Origin of the sequence: Gallaecimonas sp. GXIMD4217, from assembly GCF_038087665.1 — a bacterium.
Classification (GTDB): domain Bacteria; phylum Pseudomonadota; class Gammaproteobacteria; order Enterobacterales; family Gallaecimonadaceae; genus Gallaecimonas.
This window is the reverse complement of sequence record NZ_CP149925.1, coordinates 1533952-1552220: the sequence shown is the minus strand read 5'-3', so window position 1 is coordinate 1552220 and position 18269 is coordinate 1533952. Positions and strand designations below refer to the sequence as shown.

Here is an 18269-nt window from a genome sequence, read left to right as displayed (position 1 = left end):
AATAGCATGGATTTGATCCTCGCCTCCACCTCGGTGTTCAGAAAACAGCTGCTGGCAAAGCTGCAGCTGCCCTTTTCCACCGACAATCCCCAGGTGGACGAGCATCCCCTGCCGGGGGAAAGCGCCCCTGATCTGGTCGAGCGGCTGGCCCTGGCCAAGGCCGACGCGATAGCGGCCAAGCACCCCAATGCCCTGGTGATCGGTTCCGATCAGGTCTGCGTCATCGACGGCACCATCCTCGGCAAGCCCCACACGGCGGAAAAGGCATTCGAGCAGCTCAAGTCCGCCAGCGCCAAGACGGTGGTGTTCTATACCGGCCTGGCCCTGGTCAACAGCGCCAGCGGCCAGCGCCAAAGCCTGGTGGAGCCCTTTCAGGTCCACTTCCGGACACTGACCGATGCCCAGATCCGCACCTATATAAGGAAGGAGCAGCCCCTCAACTGCGCCGGCAGCTTCAAGAGCGAAGGGCTCGGCATCAGCCTGTTCGAACGCCTGGAAGGCCGTGATCCCAACACCCTGGTGGGTTTGCCACTGATCGCCCTGCTGGAGATGCTGGCAAAGGAAGGGGTTTCCCCCCTGGACTAAAAAAGGCGGCCCAGGCCGCCTTTTTCCGTTAATCGGCCAGGGCCAGCTTGGGCCACTGCCGCCAGCAGTGGACAATATCGCTGGCGCCCGCCGCCAGCAGGTGCTCTGGGCTGTGCACCCCGAAGCTGACCCCCAGGGCCCTTACCCCGGCGCTTTTGGCCATGTGCATGTCGAGGGTCGAGTCGCCGATCATCAAGGCCCGCTTGGCCGCCACCCCGGTCTCGGCCAGGATCTGCGCCAGCATGTCCGGATGGGGCTTGGACTGGGCCTCGTCGGCGGTGCGGGAGGTGGTGAACAGCGGCTTGAGCCCGGTCGCCTTGAACACCCGCTCCAGGCCCGGTCTGGCCTTGCCGGTGGCCACCGCCAGTTGCCTGCCCTGGGATTTCAGCTCCCTGAGCATGGCCTCGACCCCGCTGAACAACGGCGTCGGCGTGGTGTTGAGTTCCAGGTACTGGTCCCGATAGGCGGACACCACCCGCTCTACCCCGTCGGCTTCCAAGTCGGTAAAGAGGGTCTGCACCGCCGGCCTCAGGCTCATGCCGATGATGTCGCGCACCTCCTGGTCGCTGGGCTTGTCCAGGCCCAGCGCCAGGGCGGCGCCCTGCATGGAGGAAACGATGCGACCCACCGAGTCCATCAGGGTCCCGTCCCAGTCGAAGATCACCAGTTCGGTGTCCGTCAGCATGCACGCCCCCGCCACAGCGCAGGGCCGCCTGCCAGGCGGTCGACGATCACCAGTTTGACATCCCTGATCATTTGCGGGCCCTCAGGGTCTTGACCAGCTGGGCGTAACTGCCGTCCAGGGGCGCCTCGACGCTGATGCGCTCGCCGCTGCCGGGGTGATCGAAGGCCAGGTGCCAGGCGTGCAGGCACAGTCGGTCCAGGCCGGCGTCAACAAGGCGGGCATCGAAGTCCCGGTCGCCGTACTTGTCGTCGCCGGCAATGGGGTGGCCGGCGTGGAGGGTATGGACCCGGATCTGGTGGGTGCGGCCGGTAATGGGCGAGGCCTGCACCAGGGTCGCCAGGCCGCCAAAGCGTTCCTGGACCTTGAAGCGGGTCTCGCTGGGCTTGCCTTCGGCATCGACCCGGACGATCCGCTCGCCGGACTGCAGCACGTTCTTCTTCAGCGGCGCCTGAACCGCCTTCTTGCGCGACGGCCAGTCGCCGCGAACCAGGCACAGGTAGTCCTTCTGCACCGTCTTGTTGCGCAGGGCCTCGTGCAAGGCCCTTAGCGCCGAGCGCTTCTTGGCCACCAGCAGGCAGCCGGAGGTATCCCTGTCCAGGCGATGGACCAGCTCCAGGAAGCGGGCATCCGGCCGCAGCGCCCGCAGCCCCTCGATGACGCCGAACGACAGCCCGGAGCCGCCATGCACGGCCATGCCGGACGGCTTGTTGATCACCATCAGGGCGTCGTCCTCGAACAGGATGCAGGACTCCAGTACCGCTACCTTCTTGAGCTTGGCCGACGGCAGGGCCTTTTCTTCCGAGACCCGCACCGGCGGAATGCGCACCAGATCACCGCCCTGGAGTTTGTACTCGGGCTTGACGCGCTTCTTGTTGACGCGCACCTCGCCCTTTCGTAAAACACGATAAATCAGGCTTTTCGGCACGCCTTTGAGGTAAGTGCGCAGAAAATTGTCGATTCGTTGCCCGGCCAGATCCGGTTCAACGGCCACCAGCTGTACAGTGGCGCTGTTCTTGTCTTTACTCATAGGGGCGGCATTCTAGCACAGCCAAAGCCCAGCGCGATGCTTGCTAATGACGCTTTCTTGGTGGGATAATGCCAAGTGCTGAAAAAGCCCGGAAGCGCCCCGGGCAGCAAATGAAATGGGCGCAAGATTAAACCTTGGCAGCGGCCCCATGGCCGGTGCCATATAAAGAGAACGAAAGGCGCAGCTCGGATCGCTGCGTGGATACGTGACTGGACGAAGCACGATTTGAAACACATTTGGCCGCCAACGGCGCCAAACAATCTCAGATAGTTTGTCAGTGACTTTTGCCGACAGCGCCCCAAGCCACCAGCCGTGAGGCTGCCATTCCCAAGACACGGGGCCAGGCCCAGTACGCATCTTCGCGATGACGCCGGCTGTGACTTCACGAACAATGAGTCACATATGAAACGTATGCTAATCAACGCAACTCAGTCAGAAGAGTTGCGCGTGGCCCTGGTAGATGGCCAAAAACTCTACGATCTCGACATCGAACACCCCGGCCACGAACAGAAAAAGGCCAACATCTACAAGGGCCGCATCACCCGCATCGAGCCCAGCCTGGAAGCCGCCTTCGTCGACTACGGCGCCGAGCGTCACGGCTTCCTGCCCCTCAAGGAAATCGCCCGCGACTACTTCCCCGAAGGCTACAAGGTCCAGGGCCGTCCCAACATCAAGGACGTACTCCGCGAAGGCCAGCAGGTCATAGTGCAGATCGACAAGGAAGAGCGTGGCAACAAGGGCGCGGCCCTGACCACCTTCATCAGCCTGGCCGGCTCCTACCTGGTGCTGATGCCCAACAACCCCCGCGCCGGTGGCATCTCCCGCCGTATCGAGGGTGACGAGCGCACCGAGCTCAAGCAGGCGATGTCCAGCCTGACCGTACCGGACGGCATGGGCCTGATCGTCCGTACCGCCGGCGTTGGCAAGTCCGCCGAAGAGCTCAAGTGGGATCTGGATGTGCTGCTGCACCACTGGAAGGCCATCCGTCAGGCGGCCGAGTCCCGTGAGGCTCCCTTCCTGATCCACCAGGAATCCAACGTCATCATCCGCGCCATCCGCGACTACCTGCGCCAGGATGTGGGCGAGATCATCATCGACAAGGAGCGCATCTACAACGATGCCAAGGCCAACGTCGAACTGATGCGTCCCGACTTCGTCAGCCGGGTCAAGCTCTACCAGGGCGATATCCCGCTGTTCAACTACTACCAGATCGAGTCCCAGATCGAGTCCGCCTTCCAGCGCGAGGTGCGCCTGCCCTCCGGCGGCTCCATCGTCATTGATGTCACCGAGGCCCTGACCGCCATCGACATCAACTCCGCCCGTGCCACCAAGGGCGGCGATATCGAAGAGACCGCCTTCAACACCAACCTGGAAGCGGCCGACGAGATCGCCCGCCAGTTGCGTCTGCGTGACCTGGGTGGCCTGGTGGTCATCGACTTCATCGACATGACCCCGGCCCGCCACCAGCGCGAGGTGGAAAACCGCCTGCGTGACGCCGTGCGTGCCGACCGCGCCCGCGTCCAGCTGGGCCGCATCAGCCGCTTCGGCCTGATGGAAATGTCCCGTCAGCGCCTGCGCCCCAGCCTGGGTGAAGCCGCCAACCAGATGTGCCCCCGCTGCCTGGGTACCGGCTCCGTGCGCAGCACCGAGTCCCTGGCCCTGTCCATCCTGCGCCTCATCGAGGAAGAGGCCATCAAGGACAACACCGCCCAGGTGGAGGCCCAGGTGCCGGTGGCCGTGGCCGCCTACCTGCTCAACGAGAAGCGCGGTGCCATTCGCCACATCGAGCGCCGCCAGGACGTGCAGATCATCATCGTCCCCAACCCGCACCTGGAAACCCCGCACTTCGAGGTGATCCGCCACCGCGAGGACGATCGCATCGAGGACGGCTCCCACACCATCGCCAAGGAGCCGGAGGTCAAGGCCGACCTCTACAAGGCCCCGGCCGCCCGCAAGGAGAAGAAAGACGAGCCCGCGGTCCAGGTCAAGGCCCCCCGCCCTGCCCCGCCCAAGGCCGAAGCCAAGCCGGCCAAGCCCGCTGCCAAGCAGCAGCCCAAGGCTGCCGGCCCGTCCCTGGTAAGCCGCCTGCTCAAGGCCCTGGGCGGCCTGTTCGGCTCCGCCGAAGAACAGGAAGCCCCCAAGGGCAAGCAGCGCCAGGATGGCAAGGGTGACCGTCGTCAGCAGCGCAACCGCAAGGGCTCCGAGGCCCGTCGCCAGCAGAAGGGCCGTCGCCCGGACGAAGAGCGTCGCGGCGAAGGCCGTCGTGACGAGCGCCGTGAGGAAGAACAGAAGCAGGGCCGCCGTCGCCAGCGTCGCAGCGAAGGTCGTGATGACAGCCGCCGCGAAGAGCGTCGCGACGAAGGCCGCCGCAGCGAAGCCCGTGAAGAGGGCCGCCGCGAGGAGCGTCGTGACCGTCGCCGTGACGACGGTCGTCGTGGCCGCGAGGAGCAGCCCCAGCGTGAAGAGCGCCAGGAAGCCCCGCGCGAGGAGCGCCGCGAGCGCCGCCGTGACGATCGCGAGATCCCCCAGCGCCGTGCCGATGAAGCCCCCCGCGAGGAGGCCATCGAAGAGCATCGCCAGCCCGAGCAGCGCCGCGAGCGCCGCCAGCTGGAAAAGTCCGTGCGTCTGAAAGAGGTCGCCGAAGCCGCCGAGACCGTCGCCATTGCTGCCGAAGCCGTGCAGGCCCCGGTTGTTGAAGCGAAGGAGCCGGCGCCGGTTGCCGAGGTGGTTGCAGAAGCCGAAGTCGTGGCCGACGAGGTCGCCCAGGCCGAACCCGCCGTTGAAGCCGAAGCCGAGGGTGAAGGCCAGGAGAAGCGTCGCAGCCGCAACCGCCGCTCCCCCCGCCACATGCGCGCCAGCGGCCAGCAGCGTCGCCAGGCTCGCGAAGAGCAGCAGGAAGCCGCTGCCAGCGAGGCGCCCGTTGCCGAAGCGACCGAGGTCGCTGTCGTAGAGGAAGCCGCCATCGAAGCACCTGCCGAGCAGGCCGCACCTGTGGTCGAAGCCGAGCCCGTGGCCGAAGCCCAGGAAGAAGTGAGCACCACCCCGGCTCGGGAGACCGTAGAGGTTGCCGCCGAGGTCGAACCGCAGGCAGAACCCGCCGTCGAAACCCAGCCGCAAGCCGAGGTTGTCGAGCCGGTCCAGGCCGAGCCCGCCGAGGTCGAGGCCAAGCCGGCCAAGGCCGAGCAGTCGGTCACAGACGAAAGTGCGGTGCGCCCGGTCAAACGTGCCCGCCGCACCGCCGAGGCCGCCATGGCCAGGCCGGTGGAGCACGAACTGGGTCAGCCGGTCCGTGATCCCCAGCCCTACCAGCGCCCGCCCGTGGCCCACAGCGGCCAGGCCGGTGGCCTCAGCCAGGCCAAGAACAGCGCCACGGCGCCCATGAGCAAGGTGTAAGCCTCTCGCCATTAAAAAGCCCCGCCGAAGCGGGGCTTTTTATTGTGCCCGTTGCGTTACTTGCCGAGCAGGCTCTTCAATACGCCATCGGAGGCGGCCTCGATGAGATCCAGTACCTGCTCGAACCCGCCCTCGCCGCCATAGTAGGGATCCGGCACCTCATCAAAACCGGTCTCGGGGGCGAAGCTCATGAACAGCCTGAGCTTGTGACGGTGGCGCTGGGGGCAGCGGCTCATCAGATCGGCATAGTTCTGCCTGTCCATGGCCAGGATCAGATCGAAGCGCACGAAGTCCTCGCTGCACACCTGCCGGGCCAGGATGTTGGAAAAGTCGTAACCGCGCCTCTCCCCGGCCAGCCTGGCACGGCGGTCCGGGCCTTCGCCGGCGTGATAGTCGATGGTACCCGCCGACTCCAGCTCCAGGCTGATCCCCTGCAGCTGCATGCGTTTACGAAACACCGCCTCGGCCGTGGGCGAGCGGCAGATATTGCCCATGCAGCAAAACAGGATGCGCCTGATCTCCAAGGGGTTTACCACGCCAACTTTCCTCTACTTAAGTTACTGCTTCTCTTAATAAAGGTAATAGAGAACCCCGGGCCGATAAAGATCTGGCACCCGGCTTCAGGCCAGGCCCGCGTGTTCTGCCTTCTGGAAGCGGCCCTCGTAGTCGCAGATCCGCTCGCCGACCTGCCAGAAGCCGCGCTTGTGCCGCTTGAGGATCAGAAAGTCCGGCCGGCGGAGCAGCCCCTCATGTTGCACCAGGGTGTTGTCGGCGGGCAGGAACCTGGCCCCGGGTGCCCTGTTGAGTTCGGCCAAAAAGCGCTTCAAACGGGTGCCGCCATAGGGCAGCTTCTCCTTCTGGCATTGGGCCGCCTCATCGAAGTAGCTCACCTCCAGGGCATCGCCGCCGTCTGCCAGCGTCATGGCCGCTACCTTGAACAGGTGCAGCTTGGCCCCCTTCATGGCCTCGCGCAGCTTCTTGTCCACATCCACCAGAGTGGCCTGGCATTGAGGGCACTGGCGGGCGGCGATGTCGGCCTCGGCGCCGCAGTCGCCACAGATCCGGCTGCGGTAACGGTAGTCGCACTGGCTTTGCGGTCCCGTCATGCCCTGGCAGCGACGGCCGAAGTGCTCGATGATGTCGCCGTCGCCGTCCACCCTGCCCCAGAACGGGTTCTGGTGGCCACACAGCGGACAGGGCACCACCACCGGCACGGTGCCGGGCGGCCTGGGCTCCCCCACTTCGGGCGCGAAGAGATCGAAGCCGTTGCCGGCATAATCCAGCACCAGGCACTCCTCCTTGCCGTCACTGAGCCTAAGGCCGCGACCGACGATCTGCTGGAAAAGCGACACGGACTCGGTGGGCCTGAGGATGGCGATGAGATCCACATGGGAGGCATCGAAGCCGGTGGTCAGCACCGACACGTTGACCAGGTACTTGAGCTCCCTGGCCTTGAAGCGATCGATGATGGCGGCCCGCTCGGCGCCGGCGGTGTCGCCCAGCACCAGTCCGGTCTGTTCGGGCGGCAGCAGGGCGGCTACCTCCCGGCCGTGGCGGCGACTGGCGGCGAAGATCATCACCCCCTGTCGACTTTCGGCCACCGCCTGCAGGTGCTGGACTATGGCCGGGGTCAGCTTGCCCTGGCCGGCCAGGGCCCTGTCCAGGGCCGCCTCGCCGGCGCCTGGGGGCAGCAGCGAAAAGTCGTAGCGAATGGCCGGGGCCGGCAGCACCCTGACCGGGGTCAGGTAGCCCTCGTCGATAAGCTGGCGCAGCGGCAGCTCAAAGACGCAATGCTTGAACAGGCGCTCGGCCGTGGTCCTGACCATGCCCCTGGCATGGAAGTTATAGAGCCAGCCCTGGTCGAGCCGGTAAGGGGTGGCGGTCAGGCCCAGCACCAAGGCACCGGGCAGGGCCTTCAGCACCTGCCGATACTGGGACTCCTCCGCCGCGCCGATACGGTGGCATTCGTCGATCATCACCAGGGAAAAATCGTCGCCGAACCGATCCAGGTTGGGCGCCACCGACTGGATGGAGGCGAACACCACCTTGCCCTGCAGGTCCTTTTGTTTGAGCCCGGCGGAGAAGATGCTGCCGTCGTCCCGCCAATGCCGGTACTTATGGGCATTCTGCTCCACCAGCTCCGCCACATGGGTCAATACCAGCACCCTGCCCCGGGCCAGCCGGGCCAGCTCGGCGATGACCACGGACTTGCCTGCCCCGGTGGGCAGCACCAGCACCGCCGGGGCCTTTTCCTTTTTGAAATACTGGATCACGGCCCGCACGGCCTGTTGCTGGTAGGGACGGAGCTTCACGGCTGCTTACTGTGGAAGGACGTGGCCCTATGATCCCCGCCCAGGCTAAAAAAGAAAAGGGCTAGTCCGCCGCCAGCGCCCTGGCGATGGCCTCCCTCGGCTGGGCGTCCACATATTCCTTGAGGGACTCCAGGCTGCGCCAGCGTCCCACCGCCGCCACCTCGGTCAGGCCCACACCGGCCTGGACCGCCAGGGTGGCGAAGGCGCGCCTGAGGCTGTGGGCGCTGACCCCTGCCAGGCCCAGGCGCTGGGCCCGCTTCTGGATGATGTGGTTGATGCCATGGCCGGTCAGGCGCTTGCCGCCCAGGCGGCCGTTGCGGGATATGGCTACCAGCAGCGGCCCCTCCTTCAGGCCGCTGCCCTCACGCCAGCCCTGCAGCCACAGGGCCGGATCCCAGGGCGGAGCCAGGGGCGGGATCACCAGGGTGCGGCCCTGGCCCTGCTGGTCGGTCTTGGAATGACGGATCTGCACGCCCAGGCCCTTGTCACCGGGCCGCACGTCAGACCAGTCGAGCCCGGCCAGCTCGCTGCGGCGCAGCGCCGCCGCCAGACCCAGGCTGAGCAGCAGGCCGTCGCGCCGGCCGCTCAGGGAGCCATCGTCACAGCTCGACAGCAGCCGCTGCAGATCGCTCCGGCTCAGGGCCGCCGCCTTGCGCCTTGGTTGGTGGCGTTTAAGGCGGCGCAGTGCCTGCAGGGCCGACTTCACCTCGGCGGTCACCGGATCGGCAAAGCCCGACTCCCGGTGCCAAAGGCCGATGGCGCTGATGCGCTGCTCCAGGGTGGAGGCGCTGAACCTGGCGCCCTGCTCCTCCAGGTAACGGAGCAGCTGGCCGGGGCTGCTGGGCAGGGTAAAGCCCGCCAGCACGAATTGCTTGAGGACCTTCTGGTACTGGTCCCGGGTGGCCGGGGCCTTAGCCGCCTGGCGCCAGTTGGAAGGCAGTGCCGGCAGGCTCATGGCTTATCCGCCAGGCTGGCCTGCAGCGCTTCCAGCTCGGCCTTGAGCTGCTGGCGTTTCTTCACCTGTTCCACCAGCATGGCCAGCTGGGCCTCGACCGTGGCCAGGCTCTGCCGCTGGCCGTGCAGCTCCGCCTTCAGCTCGTCCAGGGCGACGCTGTCATGTAGCGCCTCCTCCAGCCTGGCCAGCTGGCCCTGGCCGGCCTCGGCCTGGCCCTGGTGATACTGGCATTGCTGCTGCAGCTCTTCACACTGGGCCCTGGCCTGTTGCAGTTGTCCTTCCAGGGCCCGGGCATCGGCCACCACCCCCTGGAGGTTGCGGTTCTCCTCCAGGGCCTTGTCCCGTTCCCGGGTCAGTTGGGCGATGGCGTGGTTGGCCTGCCACAGCTTGTCCTCCAATGCCTGCAGGCTTTCTTTCTGGGCGGCCTGGAGCTTTTCCTGGAAGTGCTGCTGTTGATGGAACAGGTGGCCGAGCTGGGCATCCTTGGCCTGCAGCTGTTGTTCGGTTACCTCGAGCCTGGCACCGAGTTCAGTCAGGGCCTTGTCACGGGCCAGCAGCTCCTGTTGCTGCCGTTCGGCCTGTTGCGCCCCTTGCGCAAGTCGCTGCTGCTGCTCGTGGCAAAGGCTCTGCAGCTCGGCGTTCTCGGCCTGCTGGCCCTCCAGTGCCGTCTGCAGGGCCTGCAGCTGCTCCTTGAGTTCCTGCACTTGGTCGGCAAAGGCCGCCTCGGCCTGCTGGATCTGCACCGATTTCTCCTGCTCCATCTGTTGGAACAGCGCATCCAGGGACTGCTGGAGGTGTAATGGTGTCGCCAGCCTTACATTTTTTTCCTCCAAAGAAGAGGCATGCCACTCCTGGAGATAACGGCTGATGGAGGTGTTGGAGCCACCGCCAAGCCAGGTGCGGACATTGTTGACCGAGGGATTCTCGCCCATTTCCGTCAGGGCCTGGGCGGCCTTCCATACGTTGTCTTTGTTGGCTCTGAGCTGGTGTCCTTGGGGATTCAGGGGCATGGCGGCAACCTCCTTTTATGTAATGATGTAAATATTACGTTATTTACACTTAATGCGCAAATATCGACCGCGTTAACCTCTGAGATTACTTACGATATTTTCTCTTATCGAAAGTTGCTGTTCGATGGAAGGGCCGCAAATCACGGGCAGGGTAAAGGGACTCAAAGCAGGGCCCGGCTCCTCAAGCAGCGCGCAAAATGCCGTTGTTAGGACCGGGCATCAATATGTGGCAAAAGAAAAGGGCCCGTGGGGGCCCTTGTGGTGGTGTGCGGTTCAGGGCGCCGTGGCCCAGACATCGCCGTAGGAAAGCACCAGGCCGTGCTCGTCGACGATGAGATCGGCGGTGTAGCCGCTGTCCTCGTTCTGGTAGCGGTACCTGTCCTGGCCCAGGCGGGTGTAGCGCTGCACCATGGGTTGCCAGCGCCAGTCCGGAAACGGCAGCCAGGCCGCGCTGACCATCATGGTTTCCCCCACCTCCAGGGGGCAGCGCCTGAGCGGCAACAGGTTGGTGGCCGGGGTAAAGCCCAGATCCACGTCCAGGCAGCCGTCCAGTGCCACCAGCCGCCTGCCGTTGGCATGCCAGTGGCCGCGCCTGTCCACTTCCATCACCAGGGTGTCGCCTCCCTGGCGTTCGATGCGGACCTCCCTTGTCCGCCACTTGGGATCGCAGCGGATCTGGTAACTCAGCGTAAAGGCCTCGCCGTCCAGCTGCCCTGCCACCTCGCCCCTGAGCTGGCATTCATGAAGCTCCACCCGCTCCCGGCTTTGCCAGGGACCGGACCAATGCCGCGTGATCATGCCGTGTTCTCCTCTGGCAGGTGTCCAAGCCCCACCCGCCCTGGCTCATTCAGCTTTTATTCATTTTGACTTAATTAGGACGCCGCAAACCCGGCCCGGGTTCCGGCATAAAAAAGGCCGCCTGTTGGCGGCCAAAGATGAGCAGAAGCAAAAACGTCGGTTCAGGCACCCACCTTCAGGGCGGCGATGCGCTTGTCCAGGGGCGGGTGGCTGAGGAAGAACTCGGCCAGGGAACGCTTGCCCTGGATACCGAAGGCGGCCAGGGAGCCTTCCAGCTGGGAGCTCTCATGGCCCTGCTTGAGGCGCTCCAGGGCGGCGATCATCTTGTTGCGGCTGGCCAGGTGCGCACCGCCGGCATCGGCCCGGTATTCACGCTGGCGGGAGAACCACATCACGATGATGGAGGCCAGGATCCCGAACAGCATCTCCATGACGATGGTCACGCCCATATAGGCAAAGAAGCCCAGGCCCTCGCCTTCCTCGTCGTCACCGCGCAGGAAGTTGTCCACGGCCATGGCCACCATGCGGGCAAAGAAGATCACGAAGGTGTTGAGCACGCCCTGCAACAGGGTCATGGTCACCATGTCACCGTTGGCGATATGGCTGACCTCGTGGCCCAGCACGGCTTCCACTTCGTCGCGGTCCATCTTGTACAGCAGGCCGGTGGAAACGGCCACCAGGGAGTTGTTTCTGCTGGGACCCGTGGCAAAGGCATTCATTTCCGGGCTGTCGTACAGGGCCACTTCCGGCATCTTGATACCGGCCTGCTGGGCCTGACGGGCCACGGTGTCCACCAGCCACTGCTCCATGGCGTCACGGGGACGCTCGATGACGTAGGCGCCCACGGAACGCTTGGCGACCCACTTGGAGATCATCAGCGAGAACAGGCTGCCGCCAAAACCGAACAGGGCGGCAATGATCAGGTAACCGGTGACGGAGTGGCCCTGGATCCCGAACACCGAGAACAGGATGCTGAGCACCACGGACATCACCAGCACCACGGCCAGGTTGGTTGCAATAAAGAGTAAGACCCTTTTCATCAAATAGGCTCCTTAACGAGGTTATGACGACATAATATGTCCACCGTGGTACTTTTCAAGTCCTTCACCATGAAAATTTCGTTATGATCTGTGTCCCATTCATGCACACGAGAGATTGTCATGCGTTGCTTGCTGCTGAGCGCATCCCGCGAAGGCGACAGCCCCTACCTGGCCCACGCCCTGCCCTTCATCGACCGTTTCGTCCACGCCGACGAGCGTGAACTGCTGTTCGTGCCCTATGCCGGCGTCACCATCGGCTGGGACCAGTACACCGACAAGGTCCGCGAGGCGCTGGCGCCCCTGGGCTTCACCGTGCGCGGCATCCACGAGTTCGATGACGCCAGGGCCGCCGTGGCCAATGCCAAGTGCATCGCGGTGGGGGGCGGCAACACCTTCCGCCTGCTCAGCGAGCTCTATGCCCAGGGCCTGGTAGAGGCCATCCCTGCCGCCCTGGCCAAGGGTACGCCCTACCTGGGCTGGAGCGCCGGCTCCAACGTCGCCGGCAAGAGCATCCGCACCACCAACGACATGCCGATCACCGAGCCGCCCAGCTTTACCGCCATGGGCCTGCTGCCCTTCCAGCTCAACCCCCACTACACCGACTACCAGCCCCCGGGCCACAACGGCGAGACCCGTGCCGAGCGGTTGGCGGAGTTCCTGGCCCTGAACCCGGACGAGTTTGTGTTCGCCCTGCCGGAAGGCACCGCCCTGGAGCGCCAGGGTGACAGCCTGGTGCTGCGCGGCGAAAAAGGCGGCCTGCTGCTGCGGGCCGGCCAGGATATCGAGCGCTTCGAGCAGGACGCCGACCTCAGCGCGCTGCTCAAATAAGGGGCAAGCACCCGCCCGGGCGTCGCTGCCGGCGCCCGCCTTTGTTACCATCGGTCTTTTGACCATGCCAAGGATTCGAACATGAGCCAATACGACACCACAGAACAGCAGGCCAGCTACGGCATCGGCCGCCAGATGGGCGACCAGCTGGCCCAGCAGGCCTTCGACGGCCTGGACATCGGCGCCGTCCAGCAAGGCCTGGCCGACGCCCTGCGCGGCGAGGAATTCGCCGTGGCCCCCGACGCCATCAATGCCGCCTTCCAGGAGATCAGCCAGCGCATGAAGGCCGAGCAGGAAGCCCAGCACGCCGCCTTCAAATCCGCCCAGGAGGTCTACCTGGCCGACAACGCCAAGAAGGACGGTGTCACCGTCACCGACTCCGGCCTGCAGTACGAAGTGCTGACCGAAGGCAGCGGCGCCAAGCCCACCGCCGCCGACAAGGTCAAGGTCCACTATCACGGCACCCTGATCGACGGCTCCGTGTTCGACAGCTCCGTACAGCGCGGCGAGCCCATCAGCTTCCCGGTCACCGGCGTGATCAAGGGCTGGGTCGAGGCCCTGCAGCTGATGAGCGTCGGCGCCAAGTGGCGCCTGACCATTCCCCAGGAGCTGGCCTACGGCGAGCGCGGCGCCGGCGCCGCCATCCCGCCCTATGCGGCACTGGTCTTCGAAGTCGAACTGCTCGACATCGAATAAGTCAGTATCAAGGCAGCCCCGGCTGCCTTTTTCTTTGGAGAGTCCATGACCCATCTGCCCTGTCTGGAGATCCAGACCTCGGACAGCCCCAAGGCCGCAGTGATCTGGCTGCACGGCCTGGGCGCCGACGGCAACGACTTCGCCCCCGTGGTCCCCGAGCTGGGCCTGCCCGACAGCCTCGGCGTCCGCTTCGTCTTTCCCCATGCCCCATCCATACCTGTCACCGTCAATGGCGGCTATGTGATGCCGGCCTGGTACGACATCCTCGACCTCAGCCTGGAGCGAAAGCTCGACGAGGCCCAGCTCAGGGCCTCGGCCAGGGCCGTCCAGGCGCTGATCCGCCGCGAGATGGACAGGGGCATCGCCAGTGAGCGTATCTTCCTGGCCGGCTTCTCCCAGGGAGGCGCGGTGGCCTATGAGGCGGCGCTCAGTTTCGAGGCGCCCCTGGGCGGGCTGCTGGCCATGTCCAGCTATTTCGCCACCGCCGATTCGGTGACCGTCAATGATGCCAACCGCGACTTGCCGGTGATGATCTACCACGGCCGCCAGGACGACATCGTCCCCGAGCAGCTTGGCCGGCAGGCCGTCTCCAGGCTGCAGGACCTGGGATATAGCCCCGACTACCAGGGCTACGACATGGCCCACAGCCTCTGTCTCGAGCAGATCCACCATATCGGCCGGTGGCTGCAGGCTGGGCTGAGGGTTTCAGGAAGGTGCTAGCTCACGCCTAGAGGTGCTTGAGGAACCAGTCGGCGGCCTGCTCGCAGACCACCTCCAGGGTGCCGGGCTCCTCGAACAGGTGGCTGGCGCCGGGGACGATCTCCAAATCCAGCTCGGCGGTCATCTGCCGGGCCGCCTCCTCGTTGAGCTGGATCACCGGAGCGTCCAGGCCACCGACGATCAGCAGGGTCGGTGCCTGCACCTTGGCCAGGGCACCGCCGGCCAGATCGGGCCGGCCTCCTCGGGACACCACGGCTTTCACCGCATCGGGGTGGGCTGCCGCAGCAATGAGCGCGGCGGCTGCCCCGGTACTGGCCCCGAAGAGACCGATAGAAAAAGACGCCAGCGTCGGCTGCGCCATCAGCCAGTTCACCACCTTGACCATGCGGTTGCCGATCAGCGCCATGTCGAACCTGAGCACCCGGGTGCGCTCGTCGATGACGCTCTCCTGCTCGGTAAGCAAGTCAAAGAGCAGCGTGGCCAGGCCTCTGTCGTTAAGGGCCCGGGCCACCTGGCGGTTGCGGGGACTGAAGCGGCTGCTGCCGCTGCCGTGCACGAACACCACCAGCCCTGAGGCGGTGGCGGGCAGGTTCAGGTTGCCTTCCAGGCGGGCATCGGGCAGTTCGATCTGCACCGCCTGGGCATCAATTGGGATATCGGCCATGGCCGCCATCCTTTCACGCCGGGCATTTACCCACTAGGAGTAGACAGATCCCGGGCCGGAGCGTTCCCGAACTCAGAGTTCCAGCCGGATCCCGGCCGGATCGGCGCAGTGGCCGGCTACGCCCAATAGCGGCGCCGGCATCCTGGCCTCAAGGTAGGCCAGGTTGTCGTCCAGGCAGGCCATCTCTCCCAGGCCGGCATTGGCGATCCAGCCCTTCAGCACCAGGCCATCGGCCAGAATAGCCTCGGCGGTGAGCAGGGCATGGTTGATGCAGCCCAGCTTCATGCCCACCACCAGCACCACCTCCGCCTCCAGGGCTTTGGCCAGATCGGCGAAGCTCTCATCGTCGTTCAGGGGTACCCGCCAGCCGCCGGCCCCTTCCACCAGCAAGACATCGGCGCCGCTTTGCCGCCAGTTGCCGAACCAGTCCTTGAGGGCGGCCAGCGACAGCGGCCGGCCGGCCTGGCGGGCCGCCAGGTGCGGCGCTATGGCCGGCTCGAAGTGCCAGGGGTTGTGCTCGTCCAGGCCGAGCTGCAGCCCGGAATGGCGCCAGAGCCGTTCGGCATCGCCGCGGCCGCCGGATGCCACCGGCTTGAGGCCGGCGGCGCGCACGCCCCTGGCCTTGAGGCCGGCCAGGATGGCGCAGCCAAGGTGGGTCTTGCCGGCATCGGTGTCGGTGCCGGTTATGAAGAGGGTTTTTGCCATCGGATCAGTCCTACTTGGTACGTCAGCGGCAGCCCATCTGGGGTGCGCTGGGCCTCCAGGGCGTCGACAAAGGCCCGGTAGCGGCCCTTGCCGGTCAGGCCCCTGGCCCGGTTCGGCACATGGTGGGCACCGACGCCCTTGAGCCCCTGGCGCAACGCCCCGAGGTCCGGGTAGTGGCAGACGAAGCGCTGCTCCACCAGCTCGGCGCCGGACGGCAGCAGCGACCGCAGCCACCCGGCCTCGGGCATGGGCAGCAGGTGGCCGGCGCAGCCGCCCCAGGCCAGCGCCAGCTCCTTGAGGCTGCCCTTGAGGGGCAGCGCCAGCAGCAGCTGGCCGCCGGGCCTCAGCACCCGCATCGCCTCGGCCAGGGCCGCTTCCAGATCCGGGCACCACTGCAGGGCCAGGCTGGACACCACCAGCTCGGCCAAGTCGTCGGCCAGGGGCAGTGCCTGGGCATCGGCCAGCAGCAGCTCGGCATCCGCCGCCTTGCGTTTGGCCTGGGCCAGCATGGCGGCGCTGATGTCGACGCCCAGCCGGTGCTGCTGTGGCAGCCTGGCCAGGCAATAGCCGGTGCCGCAGCCCAGATCCAGGGCCTGCCCGTGCCGGACATCGACCTGGGCCAGCAGCCAGTCGGCCACCCGCTGCTGCAGCCTGGCGTTGCCGTCGTAGTGCTCGGCGGCCCGGCCAAAGGCGCTGGCCACCTCAGGCAAGGCAGTCACGGTGGGCCTCCAATGCATCCAGCAGCGGCGCCAGCTGCGCCTGGTCCAGATTGCTGTTCAGGGTAATGCGCAGCCGCGCCTGGGGCACGGTCGGCGGCCGTATGGCCGGGCAGTAGAAGCCCTTGTCCAGCAGCGCCCGGCTCAGGGCCAGGGCCGCTCCGGCGTCCTGGCACAGCAGCGGCTGTATGGGGGTTGCCGACGGCAGCACCGGCAGCGCCCGCTCCCGGCACTGGGCCTGGAACCAGGTCGCCAGGGCCAGCACCTGTTCCCGGCGCCAGGGTTCGCAAGCCAGCCGGTCCAGGTTGGCCTGTACCTGCGCCACTGTGCCAAGCGGCAGGGCCGTGGAATAGATGTATTCCCGGCACAGGTTGTCGATGGCCTGGCCCAGGGCCCGCGAGCCGGCCACAAAGGCACCACCGGCGCCAAGGGCCTTGCCGAAGGTGCCCACCAGGATGTCGGGTTTCACGCCTTGCTGTTCGCACAGGCCCGCGCCGCTTTTGCCCAGCACGCCGATGCCATGGGCGTCGTCCACCAGCAGCGGCTGGCCCAGGGCCTTCAGGGCCTGGAGGTCGGCGGTGTCGCCGTCCATGGAGAAGACGCCGTCGCTGACCACCAGGGCAGGCTCGCTGAGCCAGCCCTTGAGGGTCCCGTAGTCCAGGTGGGGAAAACGGCGAAAGCGGCCACCGTTGTGGCGGCTGCCGTCGATGAGGGAGGCGTGGTTGAGGCGATCGTGGTAGATGGTCTGGTCGCCGAACAGCGACAGCACCCCCACATTGGCGGCAAAGCCGGAGGAGAACAGCCGCACCGACTCGAAACCCAGCCAGTCGCCAAGGCGGTCACAGAGGGCCTGGTGGCGATCGCTGTGGCCGGTGACCAGGGGCGAGGCGCCAGCGCCACCGCCCATGACGGCACCGCCTTCGGCGGCCAGGCCCAGGTAGTCGTTGCTGGCCAGGTTGAGGGCATCCAGGCCCTCGACCCGGATCCGCCCCCCCGGCAACGACGCCAGGGTGCGGCTTTGGCGCCAGAGTCCCCTGGCCCTGATCTCATCCAGCCTGGGGCTGAGCCAAGCGTCCAGCATCAGCGTACTTCGTAGTAGTTCTGGGGCTGGGACTCCAGGGCCACCTGGGCGCTGAGCACCGCTTCGGTGGTCTCGTCGTCGGCGCCGTGGCGGCTCTCGGTGTTGATGCCGAGGCGGCGGAACAGCTGCAGATCCTTGTTGGCCTCGGGGTTGGCGGTGGTCAGCAGCTTGTCGCCGTAGAAGATGGAGTTGGCGCCGGCGAAGAAGCACAGGGCCTGCATCTCGTCGCTCATCTTCTCCCGGCCGGCGGACAGGCGCACATGGCTCTTGGGCATCAGGATCCGCGCCACGGCGATGGTGCGCACGAACTCGATGGGATCCAGATCCTCGACGTCCTCCAGGGGCGTGCCCTTGACCTTGACCAGCATGTTGATCGGCACGGATTCCGGGTGGGTCTCCAGGTTGGCCAGCTGCACCAGCAGGCCGGCCCTGTCCCTGGCGTCCTCACCCAGGCCGACGATGCCGCCGGAGCAGATCTTCATGCCGGAATCACGGACGTTCTTCAGGGTGTCCAGGCGATCCTGGTAGGTGCGGGTGGTGATGATCTGGCCGTAGAATTCCGGGCTGGTATCCAGGTTGTGGTTGTAATAATCCAGGCCGGCGTCGGCCAGCTGGGCGGCCTGATCGGCGCTCAGCATGCCCAGGGTCATGCAGGTCTCCAGGCCCATCTCCTTGACCCCTTTGACCATGGACATCACATAGGGCATGTCCCGCTCCTTGGGGTTCTTCCAGGCCGCGCCCATGCAGAAGCGGGTGGCGCCCACGGCCTTGGCCTTGCGGGCCTCTTCCAGCACCTTTTCTACCTCCAGCAGGCGCTCGCGCTCCACCTCGGTGTGGTAATGGCCGGACTGGGGGCAGTACTTGCAGTCTTCCGGGCAGGCGCCCGTCTTGATGGACAACAGGGTGCTGACCTGCACCTCGTTGGCATTGAAGTGCTCGCGGTGCAGGCCGTGGGCCTTGAAGAGGAGATCGTTAAAAGGCAGTTGGAACAGGGCCTGAACTTCGGCCACCGTCCAGTCGTGACGCAGCTTCATCTGCTTATCCTTGGTTTTCT

18 protein-coding genes are annotated in these 18269 nt (G+C 65.9%); 5 read left to right on the top strand and 13 right to left on the bottom strand.

Going from position 1 to position 18269, the window contains the following annotated elements; genetic code table 11:
- The first annotated feature begins 6 nt into the window (after nucleotides 1-6).
- Nucleotides 7-585: a nucleoside triphosphate pyrophosphatase gene (locus tag WDB71_RS07625; protein ID WP_341504056.1), complete on the top strand. Its 579-nt coding sequence runs from the start codon at nucleotides 7-9 to the stop codon at nucleotides 583-585.
- A gap of 28 nt (nucleotides 586-613) precedes the next feature.
- On the opposite strand, the gene WDB71_RS07620 is transcribed toward WDB71_RS07625, so the two are convergent.
- Complete coding sequence (locus WDB71_RS07620) at nucleotides 614-1270, bottom strand: HAD-IA family hydrolase (RefSeq protein ID WP_341504055.1); 657 nt, start codon at nucleotides 1268-1270, stop codon at nucleotides 614-616.
- Between the two features lie 67 nt (nucleotides 1271-1337).
- Nucleotides 1338-2297 carry a 23S rRNA pseudouridine(955/2504/2580) synthase RluC gene (gene rluC, locus WDB71_RS07615; protein ID WP_341504054.1) on the bottom strand — a complete coding sequence of 320 codons (960 nt, stop codon included), beginning with the start codon at nucleotides 2295-2297 and terminating at the stop codon, nucleotides 1338-1340.
- A gap of 402 nt (nucleotides 2298-2699) precedes the next feature.
- Here rluC and rne point away from each other — a divergent pair, with 402 nt between their 5' ends.
- Nucleotides 2700-5690 (top strand): ribonuclease E, encoded by a 2991-nt coding sequence (gene rne, locus WDB71_RS07610; protein ID WP_341504053.1) that lies wholly within the window; start codon nucleotides 2700-2702, stop codon nucleotides 5688-5690.
- A 56-nt stretch (nucleotides 5691-5746) separates the two neighbouring features.
- Here rne and WDB71_RS07605 read toward each other — a convergent pair whose 3' ends face one another.
- From WDB71_RS07605 to htpX, 6 genes are all read right to left on the bottom strand, one after another.
- A complete protein-coding gene (locus WDB71_RS07605) occupies nucleotides 5747-6226 on the bottom strand; it encodes a low molecular weight protein-tyrosine-phosphatase (protein ID WP_341504052.1) in 480 nt (159 codons plus the stop codon).
- A gap of 84 nt (nucleotides 6227-6310) precedes the next feature.
- Nucleotides 6311-8002 (bottom strand): DEAD/DEAH box helicase, encoded by a 1692-nt coding sequence (locus WDB71_RS07600; RefSeq protein WP_341504051.1) that lies wholly within the window; start codon nucleotides 8000-8002, stop codon nucleotides 6311-6313.
- Between the two features lie 61 nt (nucleotides 8003-8063).
- A complete protein-coding gene (locus WDB71_RS07595) occupies nucleotides 8064-8957 on the bottom strand; it encodes a tyrosine-type recombinase/integrase (RefSeq protein ID WP_341504050.1) in 894 nt (297 codons plus the stop codon).
- Entirely contained in the window at nucleotides 8954-9967 is a 1014-nt protein-coding gene (locus WDB71_RS07590; RefSeq protein ID WP_341504049.1) for a DNA-binding protein, read from the bottom strand. The genes WDB71_RS07595 and WDB71_RS07590 overlap by 4 nt, the downstream gene beginning before the upstream one ends.
- Nucleotides 9968-10240: 273 nt before the next feature.
- On the bottom strand, nucleotides 10241-10765 hold the full coding sequence (locus tag WDB71_RS07585) for a putative glycolipid-binding domain-containing protein (protein ID WP_341504048.1): 525 nt from the start codon (nucleotides 10763-10765) through the stop codon (nucleotides 10241-10243).
- Nucleotides 10766-10926: 161 nt separating this feature from the next.
- Entirely contained in the window at nucleotides 10927-11805 is an 879-nt protein-coding gene (htpX, locus tag WDB71_RS07580; protein WP_341504047.1) for a protease HtpX, read from the bottom strand.
- A 120-nt stretch (nucleotides 11806-11925) separates the two neighbouring features.
- On the opposite strand from htpX, the gene pepE reads away from it, so the two are divergent.
- The 3 genes from pepE (at nucleotide 11926) to WDB71_RS07565 (ending at nucleotide 14049) form a co-directional block, all read left to right on the top strand.
- Nucleotides 11926-12633: a dipeptidase PepE gene (pepE, locus tag WDB71_RS07575; RefSeq protein WP_341504046.1), complete on the top strand. Its 708-nt coding sequence runs from the start codon at nucleotides 11926-11928 to the stop codon at nucleotides 12631-12633.
- Between the two features lie 81 nt (nucleotides 12634-12714).
- Complete coding sequence (locus WDB71_RS07570; protein ID WP_341504045.1) at nucleotides 12715-13329, top strand: FKBP-type peptidyl-prolyl cis-trans isomerase; 615 nt, start codon at nucleotides 12715-12717, stop codon at nucleotides 13327-13329.
- Between the two features lie 45 nt (nucleotides 13330-13374).
- Nucleotides 13375-14049, top strand: a complete 675-nt coding sequence (locus WDB71_RS07565; RefSeq protein ID WP_341504044.1) for a carboxylesterase — start codon at nucleotides 13375-13377, stop codon at nucleotides 14047-14049.
- A gap of 7 nt (nucleotides 14050-14056) precedes the next feature.
- Here WDB71_RS07565 and WDB71_RS07560 read toward each other — a convergent pair whose 3' ends face one another.
- The 5 genes from WDB71_RS07560 to bioB form a co-directional block, all read right to left on the bottom strand.
- Nucleotides 14057-14713 (bottom strand): alpha/beta fold hydrolase, encoded by a 657-nt coding sequence (locus WDB71_RS07560; protein ID WP_341504043.1) that lies wholly within the window; start codon nucleotides 14711-14713, stop codon nucleotides 14057-14059.
- Between the two features lie 72 nt (nucleotides 14714-14785).
- Nucleotides 14786-15418 carry a dethiobiotin synthase gene (bioD, locus tag WDB71_RS07555; RefSeq protein ID WP_341504042.1) on the bottom strand — a complete coding sequence of 211 codons (633 nt, stop codon included), beginning with the start codon at nucleotides 15416-15418 and terminating at the stop codon, nucleotides 14786-14788.
- On the bottom strand, nucleotides 15397-16137 hold the full coding sequence (locus tag WDB71_RS07550; protein WP_341504041.1) for a methyltransferase domain-containing protein: 741 nt from the start codon (nucleotides 16135-16137) through the stop codon (nucleotides 15397-15399). The genes bioD and WDB71_RS07550 overlap by 22 nt, the downstream gene beginning before the upstream one ends.
- Entirely contained in the window at nucleotides 16121-17215 is a 1095-nt protein-coding gene (locus tag WDB71_RS07545; RefSeq protein WP_341504040.1) for an 8-amino-7-oxononanoate synthase, read from the bottom strand. Before WDB71_RS07545 ends, WDB71_RS07550 begins: the two co-directional genes overlap by 17 nt.
- Nucleotides 17215-18249: a biotin synthase BioB gene (bioB, locus tag WDB71_RS07540; RefSeq protein WP_341504039.1), complete on the bottom strand. Its 1035-nt coding sequence runs from the start codon at nucleotides 18247-18249 to the stop codon at nucleotides 17215-17217. Before bioB ends, WDB71_RS07545 begins: the two co-directional genes overlap by 1 nt.
- Between the last annotated feature and the right edge of the window lie 20 nt (nucleotides 18250-18269).